Below are 20666 nucleotides of genomic sequence, written 5' to 3' on the forward strand. Positions count from 1 at the left end.
GCGTCCTCCCGGATGTAAGCAGCTGCTTACAACGGTAGGAGCGCCTTTCACGGCCAGTCAACGACGCTTTACGGCCGTTATCCTGACGGGCCGTCCGAGAGGAATGCCACCATGGAACCCGGTTCCGTCCCGCCGTCCGAAGAGCGCCGCAGGGACGCCTCGGCCACCCGCCGCCGCTTGCTGGAGGCGGCCCGTGACCTGTTCGCGGAGCGGGGCTACGAGGGGGCGACGGTCCGGAGCATCGCGGCGCGGGCCGGGGTCAACCAGGCCCTGCTGTTCCGGTATTTCGGCTCGAAACGGGGTTTGCTGACGGAAGTCGTCGCGCTGGGCGGCCTGGAGCAGGTGCGGTCGACGCCGCCCGAGGAGCTTTTCGAGACCGCCCTGCGTTCGATGCTGACCCGGAGCGCGGAGGGGACGGAGGACCGTTCCCTGGAGGTCTATCTGCGCTCGGTCGGGCGGGGCGACGAGGCGGCCGGAACCCTGCGGGATCTGGGGGAGGAGTACCAGAGCGCGCTGGCCGGGCTCTCCGGTGCCCCGGACGGTGCGCTGCGGGCGGATCTCGCCATGGCCTGGCTGCTGGGGATCGGTCTGATGCGCACGGTCGTCGCGCGCGAGCCGCTGGCCGGGGCCGAGCCGGACGAGGTCTGCCGTCTCGTCCTCGGCACGCTCGGCCATCTGTGGGCGGCGGAGCCGGGCGACGGCGAGGTGTAGGGCAGGCCCTGGTGAAGACGGGGCCGGGCCCGGGGTTGAGCCCCGGGCCCGGCCTGGTCGGTGGTGGTTCAGCGGTTGGCGCGTTCGAAGGCGGCGAAGGCCGTCTCCTGGCGCCACTCGGTCGCCGCCTTCGGGTTGGCGGCGAGGTAGCGGGCGCAGCGCGCGCTCGGGCGGTCGGTGCCTGGCACGTTGCCCTGGCAGGCGGCCACCGGACGGTAGCCGGACGGGGCGGAGCCGGTGGCCCACAGGCTGCGGCCGGCGCGGAAGGCGTACTCCAGCGAGGCGCGGGCCAGGTCCTTCAGCTCGACGTAGCCGAGGCCGTACGTCTTCGACGCGTACTGGTACTCGTGGCTGATGTCGATGCGCGAGACGCCCGGGTCGTCGGTGGCCAGGACGATCGGGACGCCGTAGCTGCGGTAGGCGTTGAACGGGTGGGCGGCGCCCGAGATCCCGAGGATCTGCTTGTTGCTGGAGAACGGCACCTCGACGGCCACATGGCGCCGGGCCATCGTCCGGGCCAGCTGGCGCCAGTCGTTCTCGTGGACCAGGTCCACGCCGTGGCCGATGCGCTCGGCCCCGGCGACGAGCACCGCCTCGCGGATGTGGAAGGTCAGGTCCTCGGGCTTGACCAGGCCGGGTGCCAGCTCACCGGCGTGCAGCGTGAGGTGGGCGCCCGGGTACTGGCCGCGCAGGTACTTCAGCATCCGCATCTGGAGGCTGTAGTTGGCCAGCGCGCTCTCGCCGTCCTCGGGCTGTACGAGGTTGGTCGCGACGAACCTCGGGTCGCGCTCGGCCAGCCGCAGGCCGACCTCCATCTGAGTGAACACCCGCACCGGGGAGCTGCCCCGGGAGACCTGGGAGATCCACCGGACGGGGAGCCTGCAGCCCGGGTCGGGGCGGGCGGTGTCGCAGTGCGCGGCGGCCCGGAACTGTACGTCGGCGTCGTCGGCTTCCTTGATCGCCTCGTCCACCACCCGGTCGAGCTGCCCGCCGGCCACGAGCTTGCGGTGGAGGGCGGCAAGGTCGGCGTCGTAGCCCACCTTGTCGGCGAGCGCCTTACTGCTGTCCGACGCGGGGGTGACCATGGTCTCCAGGTAGAACTGGTTCTGCTCGGCCACGGTGTTGGCCACATTCGCGAGCATCTTGCCGCGGGTGTACCAGGTGGCCATGCCGAACTTGCCGAACGTGTCGAAGAAGTGGTCGTGCCCGGACTGGTCGGCCGGGAAGTCCTGCATGGACCAGGCCCGGACGATCCGCTGCCGGAACGCGGCGTCGTGCCGTGCGTCGCTCGCGGGCCGTGTGCCCGGCCCGCACGGCGGCGCCACGGCGGTGTCCGTCGCGTCGATGCACAGCCCTTCCTCGGCCGCGAGCTTGATCAGGTATTCGGTGGTGACCGCACCCGACAGGTGGTTGTGGAGGTCGCCGCCCTTGGGTAGCGCCTTGAAGAACGCTTTCAGCTTGGCCGGCCTGCCCTGCAGCGCGGCGAGGTGCGCGGAGGTCCTGGCCTCGGCGGGGGTGACGGGCCGGGGCAGTGCGTGGGCGGTGGGCCGGGGCGCCGGCTCGCTCGCCGGGGCGGCGGCGGCCGGAATGGCCGGAAGCAGGGTGAGTACGGCGAGTGCGCCGAAACCGGCCGCGCGCAGCGACTTGGGACGGCGTGCCGTCCGAAATGTTGAGATCACCGCCGAATGATTGCGTTCGAGGGCGTCATTTCTCATCCAAACCGCATGTATGGCCTGAAACCTCCACCCAATCGAGCTATTCCCGCCCTTCTTCCCGTCGTTTTTCGAGGTGCGCGTCAATCTCGCTGCTAGGTGCGGTAGTTGAGGCCGCCACCTTTCCCGACCTCCCTGCGAGAGGGAAACTACTTTCCTTTCAGGAAAGTACATGCCAGGATGAGGGGCAGATCGTTCAGGCAGTGATGAGCAGAGCAGGTCCGGGAGACGTGATGGCGCCGCAGGAGAACACCCCCACCCGTCCGGGCGACACAGCCGTGTCCGCCGACTCCGCGGCCGAGGCTCTGCACGGCATAGACGCGGCCAGGGAGCGGGCCCGTCTCACGGCCGGGCTGACTCCCGCCTGGTACGGCCCTGTGGCGGCCGCGGCCCTGATCGTTCCGGCCCTCGTCGACGCCTGGGCCCAGGAGCGGCGCGGCTGGGCGGTGTTCCTGTCCCTGCTGGTCGCGCTCGCGGCCCTGGCCGTGCTGGTGGCGCTCGTCGACGTCGTCAGGCGCAGCTCCGGAGTGCGGGTGACGCGGCCCTGGTCCGCGCGGCTGCGCCGGGGAGGGGTCCCGCTCCTGGCCCTGCTTGTCGCGGGCGGTGCGACGTATGGACTGTCCCAGGCGTTCGGGGCCGATCAGGCCACCAGCAAGGTGGCGGTGTTCGTGGTCCTGGGGCTGGGCGTCTGGACGGTGTTCATCGCGCGGAACGCGTCGATCAGGCAGAAGCTCCAGGTGACCGGATGACCGCCACCTCCGAGGCGGGCGGGCCCGCGATCGACGCGGCGATCAACCACCCCACCCGGCTGGCGGTCGTCGCCTTCCTCTCGGCGTGCGACGAGGCGGAGTTCGCCGCCGTGCGCGGTGGCTGCCAGGTGTCCGACTCGATGCTCAGCAAGATCGCCTCGGCTCTGGAGGCGATCGGATACCTCGCCGTCCGCAAGGGCTACGTCGGCAAGCGCCCCCGGACCTGGCTGTCGCTCACCCCTGCCGGGCGGGAGGCCCTGGCGCTGCATGTCGCGGCGCTCCAGGGCATCGCCGCCACGGCCCGGAGGTCGGGCGCGGAGACTAGTCGTTCTTGAGGTCCGCGACGAACGACGTCCAGGCGGCGGCCCGGAACACGAGCGTCGGGCCCTCGGCCACCTTGGAGTCGCGCACGGGGACGATTCCGGGGTGACCATCGGCGACTTCGAGGCAGTCGCCGCCGCTGCCGTCGCTGTACGTGGACTTCCGCCAGGTCGCGTTTTCGAGGCAGTTGCCGCCCTCGCCGCCACTGTAAGAGGACTTGTGCCAAGCCGCGGTGGAGAATTCGTAGTCAGGGCTGTTGAGCTTCATGGGCGTAGTCCTCTGCCATCGACTCGATGAGTGCCAGGGACGCCTCCGGTGACAGGGCGCTGGCCGCGACGAGATCGTACGACAGCTCGCAGCGGGCGACCGTTGCCGGATCGTCCTCCAGCCATCCGCTTCCCAGTACTTCGAAGTAGGCGAGCGTGGGGGCGGCGTCGAACGACATCAGCTTCACCATGCCGCTCATGGCCGCGTGTGCGCCCGCACTGTCCGGCAGTACCTGCACGATGATCCGGTGCCCACGCGCCAGCTTCGCCACGTGGCTAAGAGCCTCGCCCATGACCGCAGGTCCGCCGATCTTTCGACGCAGTACGGCCTCGTCCAGCACCACCCAGACCAGTGGGGTTGTTGGATCGCTCAGAAGCTGCGCGCGTTCGAGCCGCGCCGTGAGCAGTTCGTTGATGACGTCTTCCGTGCCCGTCGGCTGATACGCCCGGAACACCTCTCGTGCGTACGCCTCGGTCTGGAGCAGCCCCGGAATGAGCTGGGGTGCGTACTGCTTGATCACCTTGGCGAGAGCCTCCGCCTCCGCAGCTTCGGCGAAGTGATTCGGGTACTTCGACTTCTTCAGGGCGGCGCAGTGACGTACGAAGAACCCGCCGGATCCCAGGATCTCGTCCAGCTTCTCGGCCTGGTCCAACTGCATCCGGCGCGTACCGGATTCCAACTGCCCGATGAAGGAACCGCTCACGAACAGAGGGTCCCCCAGCGCCTCCTGCGAGAGACCCGCGCCCTGTCTGCGGTGGCGGAGTTCTGCCCCGAGCAGGGCACGCGGTGAGGAGGAGGGGTCGAGCTTCTTGGGACCCGGCATGACAACTCCCTGTGACACATGTGCGGTTGTTGGTTCTGCGCCTCTTCCAGGTTAGCGACGCGTTGGACACGCTGGGTATGCATTGTCATTACTCAGCGTGGAAAGGGATGGATCATGACGATCAAGGAACGGCGCAGGATGACGGAGGGCAGAGTGCGGGCAGCAGAGGACGCGGTGACGCGGCTGAAGGAGAGTTTCTCGGGTGTCGGGATCACGCTGCCGTCGCTGCGGATCGACCCGGTGACATGCGCGGGGAACGATCCGGTGTCGCCGCTGGTCGACCTCGGACGGTGCAACCTCGACACGGCGCTGCGGTTGAGCGTGGTGCTGGAGGCGCAGAGGTCGGCCGGTCATGACGGGTGAGGGCCTTGAGCCGCGTACGCCCGAGCCGGGGTCGTTCGCGGTGGACACCCGGGACGGCCGGGTTGGGCGCGTGATGGGGAACGTCGGGCCGTACGTGCAGTTGCGGGCGCCGGGGGGCGGGCCGGAGTGGGAATGCCCGCCGGAGTCGGTGCGCCCGGCTCCACTGGGGGAGGTGCTGCGGGCCAGGGTCCGGGAGGTCAACAGGGAGGGGAGGCTGCCGTGAAGGTGTGGGAACGCCGCGTGTGATCCGGCGGCGGATGTACGGAAGGGCGACGCCCTGGGAGGGTGCCGCCCTTCGAGCGGGCCGATGAGGCCCGTTCCGCCTTGGTCACGGAGTGCGGACCTCGGGTACGGGAGCCGAGGTCCGGGGGCAGGGGATGAGGCCGGGCAGGAGGGGCTGCCGGCCTCGTCGAGACGATCCACGGGGGCAGGGTCGTGGAGCGCAGTCAGGAAAATTTCAGGGAGCCCCTGCCAGCGTGCCGTTCCATGACGACCGACATGACGAACGCGTACGCGCCCGGCAGCCGCTCCCGGGCGCGGCAGACGCTGAACAAGGTCCCGGAAGTGACCCTCTACTTCTGGGTCATCAAGGTGCTGTGCACCACCGTGGGCGAGACCGCGGCCGATCTGCTCAACGACAATCTGGGCATGGGGCTGACCAACACCTCGTACCTGATGGGTGCGCTGCTGGTCGGCACCCTGGTCCTGCAGTTCCGGGCGCGTTCCTACGTACCAGGTCTCTACTGGCTGTCCGTGGTCCTGATCAGCGTGGTCGGCACGCTGATCAGTGACAACCTGACCGACAACCTCGGCGTACCGCTCCAGACCACGACCGTGGTGTTCGCGGTGGCGCTCGCCGTCACGTTCTTCGCCTGGTACGCGAGCGAGCGGACGCTGTCGATCCACTCGATCCGGACGACGCGGCGCGAGGCGTTCTACTGGCTGGCGATCCTGTTCACGTTCGCCCTGGGCACATCCGCCGGCGACCTGACGGCGGAGAAACTGAATCTGGGGTACTGGCTCTCCGCGGTCGTGTTCGCGGCGCTGATCGCGGCCGTCGCCCTCGCCCACCGCGCACTCGACTTCAACGCGGTGTGGTCGTTCTGGATCGCGTACGTCCTGACCCGGCCGCTCGGTGCCTCGCTGGGCGACTACCTTTCGCAGCCGACCGCGGACGGCGGTCTCGGACTGGGCACGGTCGGCACCAGCATCCTGTTCCTCGTCGTCATCCTCGGCCTGGTCGTCTTCCTGACCCGGACCCGGCGCGATGTGGCGGAGGACGCCCCCCTGGAGACGGCCGGCGCGCGGCAGGTCAGCCCGCAGGAAGGGTGACCGCGAAACGCGCGCCGGGGGCGGTGGTGTCCAGTGCGATGTCGCCGCCCGCGGCCCTGGCCAGTCGGCGGGCCAGGGCCAGACCGAGCCCCGCGCCGTCGTGTCCGTCCTCGGGGCGGGCACGGCGGCCGGGTTCGAAGAGCGAGGCGACGAAGTCCGGTGGGACGCCGGGGCCGTCGTCGGAGACGAACAGCGTGATCCCGCCCGCGCCCGGTGCGCAGGAGAGGGTGACCGACCGGGTCGCGTAACGGCGGGCGTTGTCCAGGAGTGGCGTCAGGATGCGTTCGACGACATCCTCCGAGACACCGATGCCCACCTCGGGGGCGTCCTGCGCCACGACGGTCACGGGCGGGGCATCGGGAAACTGGGCCGTGTGGCGCCGTGCCAGGCGGTGCGCGATGCCGGGGAAGCGGCACCGGCCGGGGGTCTGCGCGTTGCGGGTACGGACCTCCGAGAGCAGCGAGTCGCAGATCTGCTGCATGGTCGAGGCGGCGCCCGCGATGGCCGCCAGGGAGGTCTCCTGCTGTTCCGCGCTGCGTGGCCGTCCGATGAGCCAGTCGGTCTCGGCGGTGATCCTGGCGAGCGGGGTGCGCAGTTCGTGGGAGAGCTCGGCGGCCTGCTGCTGCTCGTGGCGCAGGACCGCGGCCAGCCGGTCCAGCAGTGCGTCCAGGCTGGTGGCGAACGCGGCGAGCTCGGCGGGCCTGCCTTCGGCGCCGAACCGTTCCGGGGCGCCCGCGGCGCTCCACCGGGCGGCCTGCTCGCTCATCGCGGTCACCGGGCGCAGGGCCCGCCGTACGACGAGGCGGGTCAGGAGCCAGACGGTGGCGAGCAGGAGCACGGCCAGGGCGATCGAGCCGACCAGGGCGGTGCCCGCCGTGCTGCGGTAGGGGTTCAGGCTCACGGAGCTGACGACGGTACCGACCCGGACGGGCGGGTGCCCCTGCCGGGCGGGGGCGTCGAGGGGGTAGGCGTACAGCCGCCACGAGCCGGGGCCCCCGGCGTCGGCGAAGGTCTCGGGGCGCCCGGCGAGCCGGGCCGCCTGCGCCGCCGGGCCGGGGGGTGAGGTGGGGGGTTTCTCGACGACAGTGGTGCCCTGGAAGATCCAGACTCCGGTGTCCAGGGCCTGGTCCTCGGCCGGTTCCCGGACGACGAGCCGGCCGTCCGGACGTACGTCCACCGTCGCCGCCACGGCCTCGGCGCGGGTGCGCAGGACATCGTCGGCCTGGCCGTGCAGCCGCTGGTTCAGGGCCAGGTTGAAGACGGTGGTCAGGACGCCGATCCACAGCGCGCCGGTGGCGAGGGCCATCAGGGCGAGGCGGCCGCGGAGGGTCCGGGGGGTGAGGTGGCGGATCACGGCTCCCAATGAGGTATCAGCCGAAGCGGTAGCCGACGCCCCGGACCGTGCCGATGCCCTGGGGGCTGTCCGACTCCCGGAGCTTGCGGCGCAGACGGGCCAGGTACTGGTCCAGCGTGTTGTCGCTGACCTGCGCCCCCTCCGGCCAGCCCGCCCGCAGCAGAGCCCGGCGGCGCACCACGGCGCCGGGGTCCGCCATCAGGCATGCCAGCAGACGGAATTCGGTCGGGGTCAGGGTCACGGGGCGGTCGTGGACCGTCAGCTCGTGCCGTACCGGGTCCAGCCGCATCGTGCCCGCGCCGTCGGCGAGGGTGCTGCCCTGGTGCCCGGTGCGGTTCAGGACCGCGCGGACGCGGGCCGCGAGCTCGCTGAGGTGGAACGGCTTGACCAGGTAGTCGTCGCCGCCGGAGGCGAAGCCGGAGAGCCGGTCGGTGAGATTGCCGTGGGCCGTCAGGAAGATCACCGGAACGGTGAAGCCCGCACCGCGCATCGCCTGGCACACATCGCGCCCGTCCGAATCCGGCAGCCCCACATCGAGCACGACCGCGTGCACCGACCCGTCGACCGCCTTCAGCGCGGCGGCGCCGTCGGCGGCGGTCACGACGTCGAAGTCCTCGTCGCGCAGGCCACGGGCCAGGACGTCGCGCAGGCCGTGGTCGTCCTCGACGACGAGAATGCGTGCTGCGGTCACCGGGCCAGTATGACGCGGGCGGTCACTGTCCCGATCCGAGCGGACATGGCGGACATGGGTGAGGGCGGCGCCCGGTGTGTCGGGTGCCGCCCTCATCCCTGTCCGTGTGCCCGCGGTCAGACCCCGGCCGGTTCCTTCGTCGGCGGGGACGTCGGGCCGCCCGTCGCCGCGACCGTGGATTCGGCCGGTTCCTGTGCGACGTCGAACTCGGCCAGCAGGTCCTTGCTGAAGCCGAAGAAGTACGTCGCGAGGAACCCGGTGAGGTAGCCGGCCAGCAGGCCGCCCGCGTAGATCGCGACCGTGGTGCCCAGGCCCTGGTTGCCGTCGAGGAGGGGGAACAGGGCCCAGCCGGACGGGCCGATGGCCGTGGAGCCGACCTTGTCGCCGAGCTGGTTGAACAGGCCGACGAAGCCGCCGCCGAACGCGCCGCCCACGCAGGCCGTGATGAACGGGCGGCCCAGCGGGAGGCTGACGCCGTAGATCAGCGGTTCGCCGACGCCCAGCAGACCGGCCGGGAGGGCGGACCTGATGGTGCGGCGGATCGACTGGTTGCGGGGGAGGCGGAAGTAGACCGCCACGGCGGCGCCGACCTGGCCGGCGCCCGCCATCGCGAGGATCGGGAGCAGCACGGTGTAGCCCTGCTGCTCGATGAGGGTGGTGTGGATCGGGATGAGTGCCTGGTGCAGGCCCAGCATCACCAGGGGCAGGAAGAGACCGCCGAGCACGAAGCCCGCGCCCGCGCCGCCGTTGGAGAGCAGCCAGTCGGCGAACGTACCGATCGCGGTGGAGATCTCGCCGGCCACGTACATCAGGCCGAAGATCGTCACCAGTCCGGAGAGCAGGACCGTGAGGGTCGGGGTGACCAGCACGTCCAACGCCTCCGGCACCCAGCGCCGGCACCACTTCTCCACGTACACCGCGAGCACCGCCGCGCCGAGCGCGCCCAGCACACCGCCCTGTCCGGGGGCGAGCTTCTGGCCGAACGCCTCGATGTTCGCGACGCCCGGGAAGACGATGATCGCGGCGACCGCACCGCCCAGGATCGGCGTACCGCCGAACTCCTTCGCCGTGTTGTAGCCGACGAACACGGCGATCAGCGCCATGAATCCGGACGCCATCGCGGCGAGGGCGGGGGTGACCGAGGTCAGCCAGCCCAGGTTCACCAGCAGGCCGTTGAGCCCGGCGATGATGCCGCAGCCGATGAGCGCCGGGATCAGCGGGACGAAGATGTTCGCGATCCGGCGCAGGAACAGCTTGAACGGGGTGGCGTTCTTCGCCTTCCGCGCCGCCTTCATCGCGGCCCCCTGGGCGGCCAGCTCGTCGGCGGACGCGGACGCGGACGCGGAGGCCGGGGCGGGAGGGGTGGCTTCGCCGGGTGCGGTCGCCGCCGCCCTGCCCTCCTCGACCAGGCGCTCGAACTCCGGCGTGACCCGGGCGACGGTGCCGGGGCCGAGGACGATCTGGTACGTGTCGTCCTCGACCACACCCATGACGGCGGGGACCGCCTTCAGGGCCTCGTCGTCCACGAGCGAGCGGTCGTGCAGGCCCAGCCGGAGCCGGGTCATGCAGTGGGCGATGGAGCCGACGTTCGCTGCGCCACCGACGAGCGGAAGGATCGCGGCGGCGGTGGCGCTGTTCTTGTCTTCTGTTGCCATGGTGCGTGGGCCTTGCTGTGCGGGGGGTGCGGGGGTGGAGCCGGTGGGTCAGGTGGTGCGGGGGGCTGCGGCGAGGGCGGCGCGGAGGTGGCCGTCGGACGCGGTCAGCAGGGTGGCGGCGGTGGGGCCGTCGACCTGGCCGAGGATGGTGAGGATGGCGTTCTTCACCTCGCCGTCGGTCGCGGCGAGCGCGGCCTCGATCTCCTCGTCGGACGCCCCCGTGGCGAGCGAGACGATCCGGCGGGAGCGGGCGCGCAGCTTCTCGTTGGAGGCGCGGACGTCGACCATCAGATTCCCGTACGTCTTGCCGAGCCGGATCATCGTGATCGTCGAGAGCATGTTGAGGACGAGCTTCTGGGCCGTGCCCGCCTTGAGCCGGGTGGAGCCGGTGAGCAGCTCGGGGCCGACGACGACCTCGATGCCGTGCTCCGCCGCGGCGCCCAGCGCGGAGTCCGCGTTGCAGGACAGCCCGATGGTCAGCGCGCCCTTCCGGCGGGCGTGCTCGACGGCGCCGATCGCGTACGGCGTGCGGCCGGAGGCGGAGATGCCGACCACGGTGTCGTCGGCGGTGAGCTCCAGGGCGTCGAGGTCGGCGGCGGCCAGCTCCTTGCTGTCCTCGGCGCCCTCGACGGCCTTGACCATGGCGGTCGGGCCGCCCGCGATCAGGCCGATGACCTCGGAGGGGTCGGTGTTGAAGGTGGGCGGGCACTCGCTGGCGTCGAGCACGCCGAGCCGGCCGGCGGTGCCCGCGCCCGCGTAGATCAGCCGGCCGCCGCGGGCCATGCGCTCCGCGGTGCCGTCGATGGCGGCGGCTATCTCGGGCAGCCGGGCGCCGACGGCGGCCGGGACGGACTGGTCCTCGCCGTTCATGATGCGGGCGATCTCAAGCGTGCCGAGGCGGTCGATCTCGGCGAGCTCGGGCCGGAACGCCTCGGTGGTGAGCGTGGCGAGCTGGGCGCGCAGCTCGCCGTATCCGTCGGCGGTGGCGTCGGCGGAGGCGGTGGCGTCGGCGTCGGTGGTGGCGTCGGCGTCGGTGGTGGAGGTCATGGAGGGCGGCTCTCTGCTTTCTCGGTCTCGTACGGTTCAGCGGGTGCGGGTGCGGGTGCGGGTGCGGGGGTTCGCGGATCGGCGGGCCGGTCAGCGGGGACGCGGGGTGTGGCGGTGTGCCAGCGCCTCGTAGGAGGCGGCGAGGGCCGGTGCGGCCGTCTCGTACGTACGCTGCGCCACGCCTATGAACAGGCAGTCGACGACGAGGAGCTGGCTCGTACGGCTCGACATGGCGGCGGGCCGCAGCTCGCTCTCCCGGGCGGTGGACGTGGTCAGCACGTGGTCGGCGTACTGCGTGACCGGGCCGTCGGGGCGGCCGGTGATCGCGACCGTCGTCGCGCCGCGGTCGAAGGCGACCCGCAGCGGCTCCATGACGTCGACCGTGGAGCCGGAGTGCGTGATCGCGATGGCCACATCGCCGGAGCGGAGCTGCACGGCGTTGGTCACCGCGAGGTGCGGGTCCGTGTGGGAGTGCGCGATCAGGCCGATGCGGGCCAGCTTCTGCGCGAGGTCCTGGCCGACGAGGGAGGAGGCGCCCACCCCGTAGATGTCGATGCGCCGGGCGGTGGCGGCGGCGGCCACGGCGGCACCGAGCTGGACGGTGTCGAGCCCGGCGGCCGTGTCGGCGAGGGTCTGCTGCTCGTCGTAGGCCAGCTTGGCGACCACGTCGGCGATCGGGTCGTCGACCGCTATGTCGGCGGTGACGGAGGGGGCCCGGCCGGACTGCTGGTGCGCGGCGAGCCCGGCGAGGGCCAGGCGCAGATCGCGGTAGCCCGGGTAGCCGAGGAGGCGGGCGGTGCGGACCACGGTCGCCTCGCTGGTGCCGGTGAGCTCGGCGAGACCGGTGACCGTGAGGGCCGCGCAGCCGGCCGGGTCACCGGCGACGGCCTCGGCGACGCGCTGCATGGAGCGGGTCATGGACGGCGCGAGCGTGCGCACCTTGGCCGCGAGGGCCGCCGGGGCGGGCGGGGAGTCAGCGTTGAAACTTTCCTTCAGGTCATGGGTCACCTTTGAAAGATATTTTCAACCGGGTTGCCCGTCAACCCCCCTTTGGTCCCTGCTTCTCCGGTCGCCCGGTCCCTGCCTTTCCGGCCGCCGCCGACAGCGCGGTGACGGCAGCGGCGGGCGCGCGAGGCGGGTCCGTGGGCGGGGTGACAATGGGGCCATGGAGATGAACCCCCTGGAACAGGCGTTGCACACGGCCCGCGCGCTGGTCATGGCCGATCTCGCCGCGGGTGACGTCGCCGAGGCCGGGATCGTCTCGCTGGTCGAGGACGCGGTGACGCACCGCCGCTGGTGGGTCGAGCAGTGGCCCGAGGGGGCCTCGTTCGTGGTCGGCCTCGTCGCCCAGGACGTACAGGACGCGCTGCTCGAACGGTACGGACGCTGGCCGCTCTGCCCGGTCTGCGACGCGGGCGACCCGCACGCCCTGGACGTCGAACCCGAGCTGGGCCCGGACCCGCACTGGGTGTGCACCAAGGCCGCGGTGGCCGTGGCGCCGGTCGGCTCGCTGAGCGGGATAGCGCGGCGGTGACCGTCTACATCGACCCGCCGCAGTGGCCGGGCCACGGGCGGCTCTGGTCGCACCTGGTCAGCGACGTCTCCTTCGAGGAACTGCACGCCTTCGCGGCGTCCATCGGCTGCCCGCCGCGCGCGTTCGAGCGGGACCACTACGACGTACCGGAAGCGCGGTACGAGGACGCGGTGCGGGCCGGGGCCCGGCAGATCGGCTCGAAGGAGCTCGTCCGCCGGATCACGGAGGCGGGGCTGCGCCGCCCCAAGGGCCGGCCCGCACCGGGGTGAGACGGGTTTCTCAGGCGGTGGTCCTTCTCAGGCGGTCGTCGAGGACGCGCACGCCTGGGCCGCGCCCGGCTCCGGCGACGCGGCGGCCGGGGCCCCCGTCACCAGCAGCGAGGACGAACCGCGGCTGCGCTGGAGCCGCAGCGAGATCACCACGGCGACCAGCGCCAGTACGGTCATCGCCGCCCCGGCCCACGCGGTCGCCGCGAAACCGAAGTCCGCGTCGATCACCGTGCCGCCCAGCCAGGGGCCGCCCGTGTTGCCCAGGTTGAACGCGGCCGTGGTCGTCGCACCGGCCAGCGTCGGGGCGGCGCCCGCGACATTGAACATCCGGGCGTTCAGCGCCGGGGCCGTGTAGAACGCGGACAGGCCCAGCAGGAACGAGAGCCCGACCGCCGCCATCTGGTTCGACGCGAACAGGGCCAGCGCGGCCAGGAAGACCGTCGAGGCCGCGATTCCGCTCATCAGCACCCCGAAGAGATGCGCGTCCGCGACCCGGCCGCCGATCGTCGTACCGACCAGCGCGCCGATCCCGAAGAGCGCGAGCACCGTCGGCACCCAGCCCGAGTCCAGCCCGGCGACATCCGTCAGCAGCGGGGCCAGATAGCTGAACGCGCAGAAGACACCGCCCGCGGCGAGCGCCGTGACCACGATCGACAGCCACACCTGGTGGTCCCGGTAGATGCTCATCTCCTGCTTGAGCCGGGGCTTCTGCTCCGGCAGCGGAATGCGCGGAATCAGCGTCGTCACCCCGACCAGGGCCACCGCGGAGGCCGCGCCCACCGCCCAGAACGCCGAGCGCCAGCCGAAGTTCTCACCGAGGAACGCGCCCAGCGGCACGCCCAGCACATTGGCGATCGACAGACCGCCGATCATCACGGCCATCGCGCGGGCCCGCGAGTTCACCGGCACCATCGCGATGGCGACCGCCGCCCCCACCGCCCAGAACCCGGCACAGGCGAACGCGCTCACCACCCGGGACGCGAAGAGGACCTCGTACGTCGGCGCCAGCGCGCCCGCGACCTGGCCGAGGCCGAAGACGGAGATCAGGGAGATCAGCGTGGTGCGGCGCGGCAGCCGGAGCGTGGCCACGGCGAGCAGTGGGGCGCCGATCACCATGCCGATCGCGAAGGCGGATATGAGGAGTCCGGCGCGCGGGATCGACACGTTCATGTCGTCGGCGATGGGCGGCAACAGCCCGGAGAGCATGAATTCACTGGTTCCCAGGGCGAAGACCGAGAGACCCAGGATGTACACGGCCAGGGGCATGCGAGAGCGGCTAGCGGCAGAGTCGGGCATGACAGCTGCCAACAGCGATCACGGCCCCCGCATTCCCCCGCATTCTCCGCGTCGCCCCGCTGCCCGGGGGTCAGTGGCCGAGCAGCTCCCATTCGGTCAGCAGATTCTGCCGCGCCCGCGGCTCCCAGTGCTCCGCCCCGTACGGCGTACGGAACAGCCGGGGCAGTCCGAGCAGCTGGCGCAGCACCGTCGCCCGGCCCTCCCGGAACGCGTCGTCGGGGACGAAGCCGTACTCCTCGCGGACCTGCGCCGCGTACGCCGCGTACTGACCCGGGGGCGCCGCGAGAATGGCCAGATCCGCGTCGCACAGCACCTCGCCGTCGGCGTCGCCGTCCGCCGGGTCGTGGGTGACGGTCAGCCGTACGAGCCGGGCCACCTCGGCCGTGACACCGTCCGGCACGCCCGCCTCCGGGAGGGCGCGCTCGGCGAGCGCCGCGCTGCGCTCCTCGTTCTCGGACCGGTCGGGCCGGTACACCGCGTCGTGGAACCAGGCGGCGAGGCGGACCGCGTCCGGGTCGGCCGCGTATCCGGCGAGCGTGTCGATGTGGTCGAGCACCGCGACCAGGTGCGCGGTGGTGTGGTACCGCCGCTGCGGCTCGGCCCAGCGCGCCAGCAGACGGTCGGCGTACGGCGCCGGATCGGGGCCGGGGGCCCCGCCCCGGGCGCGGGTGAGCGTCTCCCGCCAGCGGACGTGGAGGGAGTCCTCGGTGTCGGTCATGGGGACGACCTTAGGGCTTCTCCGCGGCTTCTCGGGGGCGTCGGCGGTATGCGCACGGAACCGCACCCGCGGGCGCGGGTGCGGTTCCGTCCGGGCGAGCCGGGAGATGACCCGGGCCGGGGCTACGACGCCGCCTTGAACCCCCGCAGCCGCAGCGAGTTGCCGACCACGAAGACCGAGGAGAACGCCATCGCGGCGCCCGCGATCATCGGGTTGAGCAGCCCGGCCGCGGCGAGCGGCAGCGCGGCCACGTTGTAGGCGAAGGCCCAGAACAGGTTGGTACGGATGGTGCCCAGGGTCTTGCGCGACAGCCGGATGGCGTCGGCGGCGGCCCGCAGGTCCCCGCGGACCAGCGTCAGGTCGCCGGCCTCGATCGCGGCGTCCGTGCCGGTCCCCATCGCCAGGCCCAGATCCGCCTGGGCGAGGGCGGCCGCGTCGTTGACGCCGTCACCGACCATCGCGACCGAACGGCCCTCGGCCTGGAGGCGCTTGACGACATCGACCTTGTCCTCCGGCATGACCTCCGCGTACACCTCCTCGATCCCGACCTCGGCCGCGACCGACTCGGCCACCGCCCGGTTGTCGCCGGTGAGCAGGATCGGGGTGAGGCCCAGGGCCCGCAGCCGCTCGATGGCCTGCGCGCTGGTGTCCTTCACCGCGTCGGCGACTTCGAGCACCGCCCGCGCCTCGCCGTCCCAGGCGACCGCGATGGCCGTCCGGCCCGCGGCCTCCGCCTCGGCCTTGCGCCGGGCCAGCTCCACCGGGAGGTGGATCTCCCACTCGGCGAGCAGCTGCTCGCGGCCGACGAGGACGGCGTGGCCCTCGACGACGCCCTGCACACCGAGGCCGGGGATGTTGGCGAAGTCCTCGGGGGTGGGGAGGGGTGCGCCGGTGCGTTCGGCGGCTCCGGCGGCGACGGCCTGGGCGATGGGGTGCTCGGAGGAGTGCTCCAGTGCGCCCGCGAGCCGGAGTGCGTCGGTTTCGGTGGTGTGGTCGGCGGTGTGGATGTCGAGGAGGGTCATGTGGCCGGTGGTGACGGTGCCGGTCTTGTCGAGGACGATCGTGTCGACGCGGCGGGTGGTCTCCAGGACCTCCGGGCCCTTGATCAGGATGCCGAGCTGGGCGCCGCGTCCCGTACCGACCATGAGGGCGGTGGGGGTGGCCAGGCCCAGGGCGCAGGGGCAGGCGATGATCAGTACGGCCACGGCGGCGGTGAACGCGGCGGTCAGGCCCGCGCCGTTGCCGAGCCAGAAGCCGAGCGTGCCGAGCGCCAGGGCGATGACGACGGGGACGAAGACGGCGGAGATCCGGTCCGCGAGGCGCTGGGCCGCCGCCTTGCCGTTCTGCGCGTCCTCGACGAGCTTGGCCATCCGGGCCAGCTGGGTGTCGGCGCCGATCCTGGTCGCCTCGACGACGAGCCGGCCGCCCGCGTTGAGCGTCGCCCCGGTGACGGAGTCGCCGACGCCGGCCTCGACGGGCACGGACTCACCGGTCAGCATCGAGGCGTCCACGGCCGAGGCGCCTTCGACGACGGTGCCGTCGGTGGCGATCTTCTCGCCGGGGCGGACCAGGAACCGGTCCCCGACCTGGAGCTCGGCGGTCGGCACGGTCACCTCACGGCCGCCGCGCAGTACGGTCACCTCCTTGGCGCCGAGTTCGAGCAGCGCCTTGAGGGCGGCGCCCGCCTTCCGCTTGGAGCGGGCCTCGAAGTAGCGCCCGGCCAGGATGAACGCGGTGACTCCGGCGGCGGCCTCCAGATAGATGTTCCCGGCGCCGTCGCTCCGGCCGATGGTCAGCTCGAACGGGTGCGTCATGCCGACCATGCCCGCCGTGCCGAAGAACAGGGCCCACAGCGACCACAGGAACGCGGCCGAGGTGCCGACCGAGATCAGCGTGTCCATCGTGGCCGCGCCGTGCCGGGCGTTGGTGAACGCGGCCTTGTGGAACGGCCAGGCGGCGTACGTGACGACCGGGGCCGTCAGTGTCAGGGAGAGCCACTGCCAGTAGTCGAACTGGAGCGCCGGGATCATCGACATCGCGATCACCGGAACGGCGAGCGCGACCGCGGTCAGCAGCCGCTGGCGCAGCGGCCGCAGCTCGTCGGTCTCCTCGGCCCCGGCCCCGGGCCCGTCGCCCTCGGCGCGCACCGGGGGAGCGGGCTCGTGGGCGGTGTAGCCGGTCTTTTCGACGGTGGCGATCAGGTCCTGTACGGAGATGTCCTCGCCCCGGTAGCTGACCTTGGCCTTCTCCGTGGCGTAATTGACGGTGGCCTCGACGCCGTCCATCCGGTTGAGCTTCTTCTCGATCCGGGCCGCGCAGGAGGCGCAGGTCATGCCGCCGATCGCGAGCTCGACCTCTGCGGTGCCGGTGCCGTCGGCGGTGCCGGTGGTGGCGGTGTGCGCGGACACGGTTTCCTCCCTGGCGGAGACGTTTATACCCCTAGGGGGTATGCATTACTGATTCAGGTATACCCCCCTCCCCTATGAAACGCAAGGGTGGATATGCCGCTCGGGCCCGGATCGTGAGCGTTCGATCACCCGATGTGCGTCTGACCTCACGTATCTTCGCCTGGCATTGAGGCTGCATCCTCGGTGTACCGACCCGTAGGCTGGCCATTGGACTAGACCTATTGATGTCTCCTGGAGGATTGGGATCCCATGAGCAACCGTGCAGTCCTGGAGGTGATCGCTCTCGACGCGGAGGACGCGGTCGCCGCCCAGGCGGGTGGTGCGGACCGGCTTGAGCTGGTCACCGACATGGCGGCGGACGGTCTGACCCCGTCCTGTGCGACCTTCGCGGAGATCCGGGCGGCGGTGGACATTCCGCTGCGGGTGATGCTCAGGGTGGCTGACGGTTTCGCGGCCGGTGACATCGAGGTGCTGGTGGCCAGGGCGCGCGAGCTGCGGGCGGCGGGCGCCGAGGAGTTCGTCCTCGGCTTCCTCGACGCGGAGGGGCGCCCGGACCTGGTCGCCGTCGAACGGCTCGTCGCCGAACTGGACGGCTGCCGCTGGACCTTCCACCGGGCGATCGACCGCGCCGCCGACCGGGACGCCCTGCGCAAGCAGCTGGCGGACCTGCCCGGCCTGGACACGTACCTCACCGCCGGTTCGGCGAAGGGCGTCGACGACGGCATCCCGACGCTGCTGGTCGAGGCGGCGCGCAAGGGCGAGCCCGGGTACGAGCCGCAGATCCTGGTGGGCGGGGGCCTGCGCCTGGAGCACCTGCCGGAGCTGCTGGACGCGGGGATCGACGCCGTGCACATCGGCGGCGCGGCGCGGCCGCGCGGATGGTCGGGGCCGGTGGACGCGGCGGCGGTACGGGAGTGGCGGACGGTGCTCGACGCGTAGCGGGGAGGGGGGGCCGGGGGATGAGCCCCCGGCCCCCCGCTCCTCAAACGCCGGAGGGGCCGGAGGATGTCAGCTCGTCCGGCAGGGCCGCCGCGTGCACCACCGTCAGGCCCGAGACCGCACGCGTCAGCGCCACGTACAAGCGGCGCAGGCCCGTGCGTTCGTCCGGTTCGCCGTCGACCACCGCGGCCGGCTCGTCCAGTACCACGTAGTCGTACTCCAGACCCTTCGCCAGCGACGCCGGTACCAGGGTCAGCCGGGACTCCGCGGTCGTCTCCTCGCCGGGGGAGAGGTACGCGTGCCCGGCCGCGGTCAGGGTCTGCGCCAGCGCGGGAATCCGGGCGTCGGCCGCGATCAGGCCGATCGACCCCTCCTGCGCCAGCGACGCCTCGCACGCCGCGAGCACCGCCGCGTCCAGCTCCGCCGGATCGGCCACCGCCCGCACCTCCAGCGAACCCGGCGACTCACGCACCGACTCCACCGCCGCCAGGCCCGGCGAGATCACCGGCAGCAGCCGCGAGGCGTACGCGATCACCTCGCGCGGCACACGGAAGCCCGCCGTCAGCTCCTCCACCACCGCGTCCGACTTGCCGAGGTGGTGCAGCGCCTGCGCCCAGCTCTCCGTCGACCACGGCGTCGTGCCCTGCGCGAGGTCACCCAGGACCGTCGCCGAACCGGTCGTGCAGCGCCGGCCCACCGCCCGGTACTGCATGGGGGACAGGTCCTGCGCCTCGTCGAGCACCACATGACCGAGCGAATGCGTACGCGCCACCAGGTCGTTGGCCTCGTCGATCAGCACCGCGTCCGCCGCCGACCACTTCGCCGACTTCACGCTCCGGGCGGGCTTCGTCCACAGGATCGTCTTCTGCTCGTCCTCGCTGAGCAGCCCCTCCGCGTGCGCGGCCAGGAACTCCGCGTCCGACAGCAGCCGCAGCACCAGCTTCGCCGGGTCGACGGCCGGCCAGATCGCCTTCACGGCCGCCTTCACCGCGGGATTGCGGGCCACCGCGTTCTGCACCCGGTCGTCGGGCGCCTCGCCCGCCTCCTCCATCCGGACCAGGACCGAGTGCGCGATGCGCTGCGGCAGCGCGTCGTGGGCGGCCCCGTACCGCATGTCGCGGGCCAGCAGCTCGGTGACCATCTCCTCCAGCTCGTACGCGGGCACCCGCCAGCGCCGCGAACCGCGCACCACCACGACCGGCTCCGCCGGGAGCGTCACATGGGAACGGATCGCCCGCCGCAGCACCTCGGCCATCCGGGCGTCGCCCTTGACGACGGCGGCGTCCGCCGCGTCCGTGCCGCGCACCTCGACACCGGCCGTCACCAGATCGTCGACGGTCGCCTGCTTCACCGCCAGCTCGCCGAGGGCCGGGAGCACCTGCTCGATGTACTGGAGGAAGGACCGGTTCGGCCCGATGACCAGCGTGCCGGTACGGGCCAGCCGCTCCCGGTGCGCGTACAGCAGATACGCCACCCGGTGCAGGCCGACGGCCGTCTTCCCGGTGCCGGGGCCACCCTGCACGCACACCGTCCCGCCGAGCTCGCTGCGGACGATCTCGTCCTGCTCGGGCTGGATCGTCGCGACGATGTCCCGCATCGGACCGACGCGCGGGCGCTCGATCTCCGCCTGGAGGAGCTTGCTGGTCTGCTCGGCCTCGGCCGGGTCGGTGAGGTGCTCGTCCTCGTACGCGGTCAGCTCGCCGCCGGTGTACCCGAAGCGACGGCGCTGCCCGACGTCCTGCGGGTCCTTCCGGGAGGCCCGGTAGAACGGCTGCGAGACGGGCGCGCGCCAGTCGATGACCATCGGATCGCCGTCGGCATCGTGGACATGGCGGCGCCCGATGTAGAACTGCTCGCCCTCCGCGCCCTCGGCCTGCTCGGCACCGACCTCGTGCAGATAGTCCAGGCGGCCGAAGAAGAGCGGGGTGTGGGCGAGATCGGCGAGCGACTTGATGCGCTCGTCGATCTGGGCCTGCAGGACGGCCGCGTTGACCCAGTTCGCCGTGACATCACGGATGTCCAGGGCCTGGGCGTCCTCACGCATGGCCCGCAGCGCGGCGCGGGACGCGGTGAGGTGGGCGCGTTCGCGCGCCAGTGGATCGGTGGTGGTGTCGCTTTCGTGTGCGTGCGCGGGCACGGTGTTGCCTCCGGCTGTTCAACGCAGGACGGCGGACCGCAGCCCGTCCCCCGGCCGGTGCGCGGGGGCGATGCGGTCCGCTCGGGGATCGATCACGGGTACGCGCAGCAGGTGCGCGTACGGCTGTCGGCCGGTTTCCGTCCGGTCGGCGGCGCTCCCCCGGCTGCCGGCGCGGGCCCTTGCGGGCCGCCGGTACCACGGTGCGGGAGGCGGGCAGACCGGCGATTGTATCGACGAGGTCCGTCCGGGGCCAACGAATTACCACCGGGCCAGTCCCGTAGAGAATTCCCGTCCCGTAAAGAATTACCGCCGGGCCCATCCCGTAGGGGACCGGCTCCGA

Annotated in this window: 21 protein-coding genes; 9 read left to right on the forward strand and 12 right to left on the reverse strand. The window is 72.1% G+C overall.

What is annotated here, in order from left to right:
- Nucleotides 1-111 precede the first annotated feature (111 nt).
- Nucleotides 112-711, forward strand: a complete 600-nt coding sequence (locus GA0115234_RS08855; protein ID WP_093540320.1) for a TetR/AcrR family transcriptional regulator — start codon at nucleotides 112-114, stop codon at nucleotides 709-711.
- Between the two features lie 68 nt (nucleotides 712-779).
- Here GA0115234_RS08855 and GA0115234_RS08860 read toward each other — a convergent pair whose 3' ends face one another.
- Nucleotides 780-2390, reverse strand: coding sequence for an adenosine deaminase family protein (locus tag GA0115234_RS08860; RefSeq protein WP_256088685.1), 1611 nt, complete (start codon nucleotides 2388-2390; stop codon nucleotides 780-782).
- A gap of 239 nt (nucleotides 2391-2629) precedes the next feature.
- Here GA0115234_RS08860 and GA0115234_RS08865 point away from each other — a divergent pair, with 239 nt between their 5' ends.
- Entirely contained in the window at nucleotides 2630-3172 is a 543-nt protein-coding gene (locus GA0115234_RS08865; protein ID WP_141718409.1) for a hypothetical protein, read from the forward strand.
- Nucleotides 3169-3507, forward strand: coding sequence for a winged helix-turn-helix domain-containing protein (locus GA0115234_RS08870; protein ID WP_093540323.1), 339 nt, complete (start codon nucleotides 3169-3171; stop codon nucleotides 3505-3507). The genes GA0115234_RS08865 and GA0115234_RS08870 overlap by 4 nt, the downstream gene beginning before the upstream one ends.
- On the opposite strand, the gene GA0115234_RS08875 is transcribed toward GA0115234_RS08870, so the two are convergent.
- The gene (locus GA0115234_RS08875) at nucleotides 3494-3760 is read right to left on the reverse strand and encodes a DUF397 domain-containing protein (RefSeq protein WP_093540324.1); all 267 of its coding nucleotides are present in this window, start codon (nucleotides 3758-3760) and stop codon (nucleotides 3494-3496) included. The genes GA0115234_RS08870 and GA0115234_RS08875 overlap by 14 nt on opposite strands.
- Nucleotides 3741-4583 (reverse strand): helix-turn-helix domain-containing protein, encoded by an 843-nt coding sequence (locus tag GA0115234_RS08880; RefSeq protein ID WP_093540325.1) that lies wholly within the window; start codon nucleotides 4581-4583, stop codon nucleotides 3741-3743. Before GA0115234_RS08880 ends, GA0115234_RS08875 begins: the two co-directional genes overlap by 20 nt.
- A gap of 114 nt (nucleotides 4584-4697) precedes the next feature.
- Here GA0115234_RS08880 and GA0115234_RS08885 point away from each other — a divergent pair, with 114 nt between their 5' ends.
- The 3 genes from GA0115234_RS08885 to GA0115234_RS08895 all read left to right on the forward strand — a co-directional run bounded on the left by GA0115234_RS08885 (nucleotide 4698) and on the right by GA0115234_RS08895 (nucleotide 6278).
- Complete coding sequence (locus GA0115234_RS08885) at nucleotides 4698-4946, forward strand: hypothetical protein (RefSeq protein ID WP_202553506.1); 249 nt, start codon at nucleotides 4698-4700, stop codon at nucleotides 4944-4946.
- A complete protein-coding gene (locus GA0115234_RS43305) occupies nucleotides 4936-5169 on the forward strand; it encodes a hypothetical protein (protein WP_093540326.1) in 234 nt (77 codons plus the stop codon). The genes GA0115234_RS08885 and GA0115234_RS43305 overlap by 11 nt, the downstream gene beginning before the upstream one ends.
- Nucleotides 5170-5432: 263 nt before the next feature.
- Nucleotides 5433-6278, forward strand: coding sequence for a COG4705 family protein (locus tag GA0115234_RS08895; RefSeq protein WP_093540327.1), 846 nt, complete (start codon nucleotides 5433-5435; stop codon nucleotides 6276-6278).
- Here the strand turns inward: GA0115234_RS08895 and GA0115234_RS08900 are convergent.
- The 5 genes from GA0115234_RS08900 to GA0115234_RS08920 form a co-directional block, all read right to left on the reverse strand.
- Nucleotides 6259-7632: an ATP-binding protein gene (locus GA0115234_RS08900; RefSeq protein WP_343335937.1), complete on the reverse strand. Its 1374-nt coding sequence runs from the start codon at nucleotides 7630-7632 to the stop codon at nucleotides 6259-6261. The genes GA0115234_RS08895 and GA0115234_RS08900 overlap by 20 nt on opposite strands.
- A 16-nt stretch (nucleotides 7633-7648) precedes the next feature.
- Complete coding sequence (locus GA0115234_RS08905) at nucleotides 7649-8323, reverse strand: response regulator transcription factor (RefSeq protein WP_256088686.1); 675 nt, start codon at nucleotides 8321-8323, stop codon at nucleotides 7649-7651.
- Between the two features lie 116 nt (nucleotides 8324-8439).
- Nucleotides 8440-9978, reverse strand: coding sequence for a PTS transporter subunit EIIC (locus GA0115234_RS08910; RefSeq protein ID WP_093540329.1), 1539 nt, complete (start codon nucleotides 9976-9978; stop codon nucleotides 8440-8442).
- A 48-nt stretch (nucleotides 9979-10026) separates the two neighbouring features.
- Nucleotides 10027-11025 carry an N-acetylmuramic acid 6-phosphate etherase gene (murQ, locus tag GA0115234_RS08915; RefSeq protein WP_093540330.1) on the reverse strand — a complete coding sequence of 333 codons (999 nt, stop codon included), beginning with the start codon at nucleotides 11023-11025 and terminating at the stop codon, nucleotides 10027-10029.
- A gap of 90 nt (nucleotides 11026-11115) precedes the next feature.
- Entirely contained in the window at nucleotides 11116-12033 is a 918-nt protein-coding gene (locus GA0115234_RS08920; protein WP_093540331.1) for a MurR/RpiR family transcriptional regulator, read from the reverse strand.
- A 157-nt stretch (nucleotides 12034-12190) separates the two neighbouring features.
- Here GA0115234_RS08920 and GA0115234_RS08925 point away from each other — a divergent pair, with 157 nt between their 5' ends.
- A complete protein-coding gene (locus GA0115234_RS08925) occupies nucleotides 12191-12559 on the forward strand; it encodes a hypothetical protein (protein ID WP_093540332.1) in 369 nt (122 codons plus the stop codon).
- On the forward strand, nucleotides 12556-12828 hold the full coding sequence (locus tag GA0115234_RS08930) for a DUF4031 domain-containing protein (protein WP_093540333.1): 273 nt from the start codon (nucleotides 12556-12558) through the stop codon (nucleotides 12826-12828). The genes GA0115234_RS08925 and GA0115234_RS08930 overlap by 4 nt, the downstream gene beginning before the upstream one ends.
- 27 nt (nucleotides 12829-12855) lie before the next feature.
- Here the strand turns inward: GA0115234_RS08930 and GA0115234_RS08935 are convergent, their stop codons facing one another.
- The 3 genes from GA0115234_RS08935 to GA0115234_RS08945 form a co-directional block, all read right to left on the reverse strand.
- Nucleotides 12856-14094 (reverse strand): Cmx/CmrA family chloramphenicol efflux MFS transporter, encoded by a 1239-nt coding sequence (locus GA0115234_RS08935; protein ID WP_093540334.1) that lies wholly within the window; start codon nucleotides 14092-14094, stop codon nucleotides 12856-12858.
- 100 nt (nucleotides 14095-14194) lie between these two features.
- On the reverse strand, nucleotides 14195-14842 hold the full coding sequence (locus GA0115234_RS08940) for an HD domain-containing protein (protein WP_093540335.1): 648 nt from the start codon (nucleotides 14840-14842) through the stop codon (nucleotides 14195-14197).
- Nucleotides 14843-14964: 122 nt separating this feature from the next.
- On the reverse strand, nucleotides 14965-17250 hold the full coding sequence (locus GA0115234_RS08945) for a heavy metal translocating P-type ATPase (protein ID WP_093540336.1): 2286 nt from the start codon (nucleotides 17248-17250) through the stop codon (nucleotides 14965-14967).
- A gap of 249 nt (nucleotides 17251-17499) precedes the next feature.
- Here GA0115234_RS08945 and GA0115234_RS08950 point away from each other — a divergent pair, with 249 nt between their 5' ends.
- Nucleotides 17500-18189, forward strand: coding sequence for a copper homeostasis protein CutC (locus tag GA0115234_RS08950; RefSeq protein WP_093540337.1), 690 nt, complete (start codon nucleotides 17500-17502; stop codon nucleotides 18187-18189).
- Between the two features lie 43 nt (nucleotides 18190-18232).
- On the opposite strand, the gene GA0115234_RS08955 is transcribed toward GA0115234_RS08950, so the two are convergent.
- Entirely contained in the window at nucleotides 18233-20326 is a 2094-nt protein-coding gene (locus GA0115234_RS08955; protein WP_093540338.1) for a HelD family protein, read from the reverse strand.
- Between the last annotated feature and the right edge of the window lie 340 nt (nucleotides 20327-20666).

Origin of the sequence: Streptomyces sp. DvalAA-43, assembly GCF_900091725.1 — a bacterium.
In the GTDB taxonomy this organism is placed as follows: domain Bacteria; phylum Actinomycetota; class Actinomycetes; order Streptomycetales; family Streptomycetaceae; genus Streptomyces; species Streptomyces pulveraceus.

Bases quoted from the DNA above. Each gene is read 5' to 3' on its own strand.
- GA0115234_RS08855 (WP_093540320.1), top strand. From the start codon at position 112: ATGGAACCCGGTTCCGTCCCGCCGTCCGAAGAGCGCCGCAGGGACGCC.
- GA0115234_RS08865 (WP_141718409.1), top strand. From the start codon at position 2,630: ATGAGCAGAGCAGGTCCGGGAGACGTGATGGCGCCGCAGGAGAACACC.
- GA0115234_RS08870 (WP_093540323.1), top strand. From the start codon at position 3,169: ATGACCGCCACCTCCGAGGCGGGCGGGCCCGCGATCGACGCGGCGATC.
- GA0115234_RS08875 (WP_093540324.1), bottom strand. From the start codon at position 3,760: ATGAAGCTCAACAGCCCTGACTACGAATTCTCCACCGCGGCTTGGCAC.
- GA0115234_RS08880 (WP_093540325.1), bottom strand. From the start codon at position 4,583: ATGCCGGGTCCCAAGAAGCTCGACCCCTCCTCCTCACCGCGTGCCCTG.
- GA0115234_RS08885 (WP_202553506.1), top strand. From the start codon at position 4,698: ATGACGATCAAGGAACGGCGCAGGATGACGGAGGGCAGAGTGCGGGCA.
- GA0115234_RS43305 (WP_093540326.1), top strand. From the start codon at position 4,936: ATGACGGGTGAGGGCCTTGAGCCGCGTACGCCCGAGCCGGGGTCGTTC.
- GA0115234_RS08895 (WP_093540327.1), top strand. From the start codon at position 5,433: ATGACGACCGACATGACGAACGCGTACGCGCCCGGCAGCCGCTCCCGG.
- GA0115234_RS08910 (WP_093540329.1), bottom strand. From the start codon at position 9,978: ATGGCAACAGAAGACAAGAACAGCGCCACCGCCGCCGCGATCCTTCCG.
- murQ (WP_093540330.1), bottom strand. From the start codon at position 11,025: ATGACCTCCACCACCGACGCCGACGCCACCACCGACGCCGACGCCACC.
- GA0115234_RS08925 (WP_093540332.1), top strand. From the start codon at position 12,191: ATGGAGATGAACCCCCTGGAACAGGCGTTGCACACGGCCCGCGCGCTG.
- GA0115234_RS08935 (WP_093540334.1), bottom strand. From the start codon at position 14,094: ATGCCCCTGGCCGTGTACATCCTGGGTCTCTCGGTCTTCGCCCTGGGA.
- GA0115234_RS08940 (WP_093540335.1), bottom strand. From the start codon at position 14,842: ATGACCGACACCGAGGACTCCCTCCACGTCCGCTGGCGGGAGACGCTC.
- GA0115234_RS08950 (WP_093540337.1), top strand. From the start codon at position 17,500: ATGAGCAACCGTGCAGTCCTGGAGGTGATCGCTCTCGACGCGGAGGAC.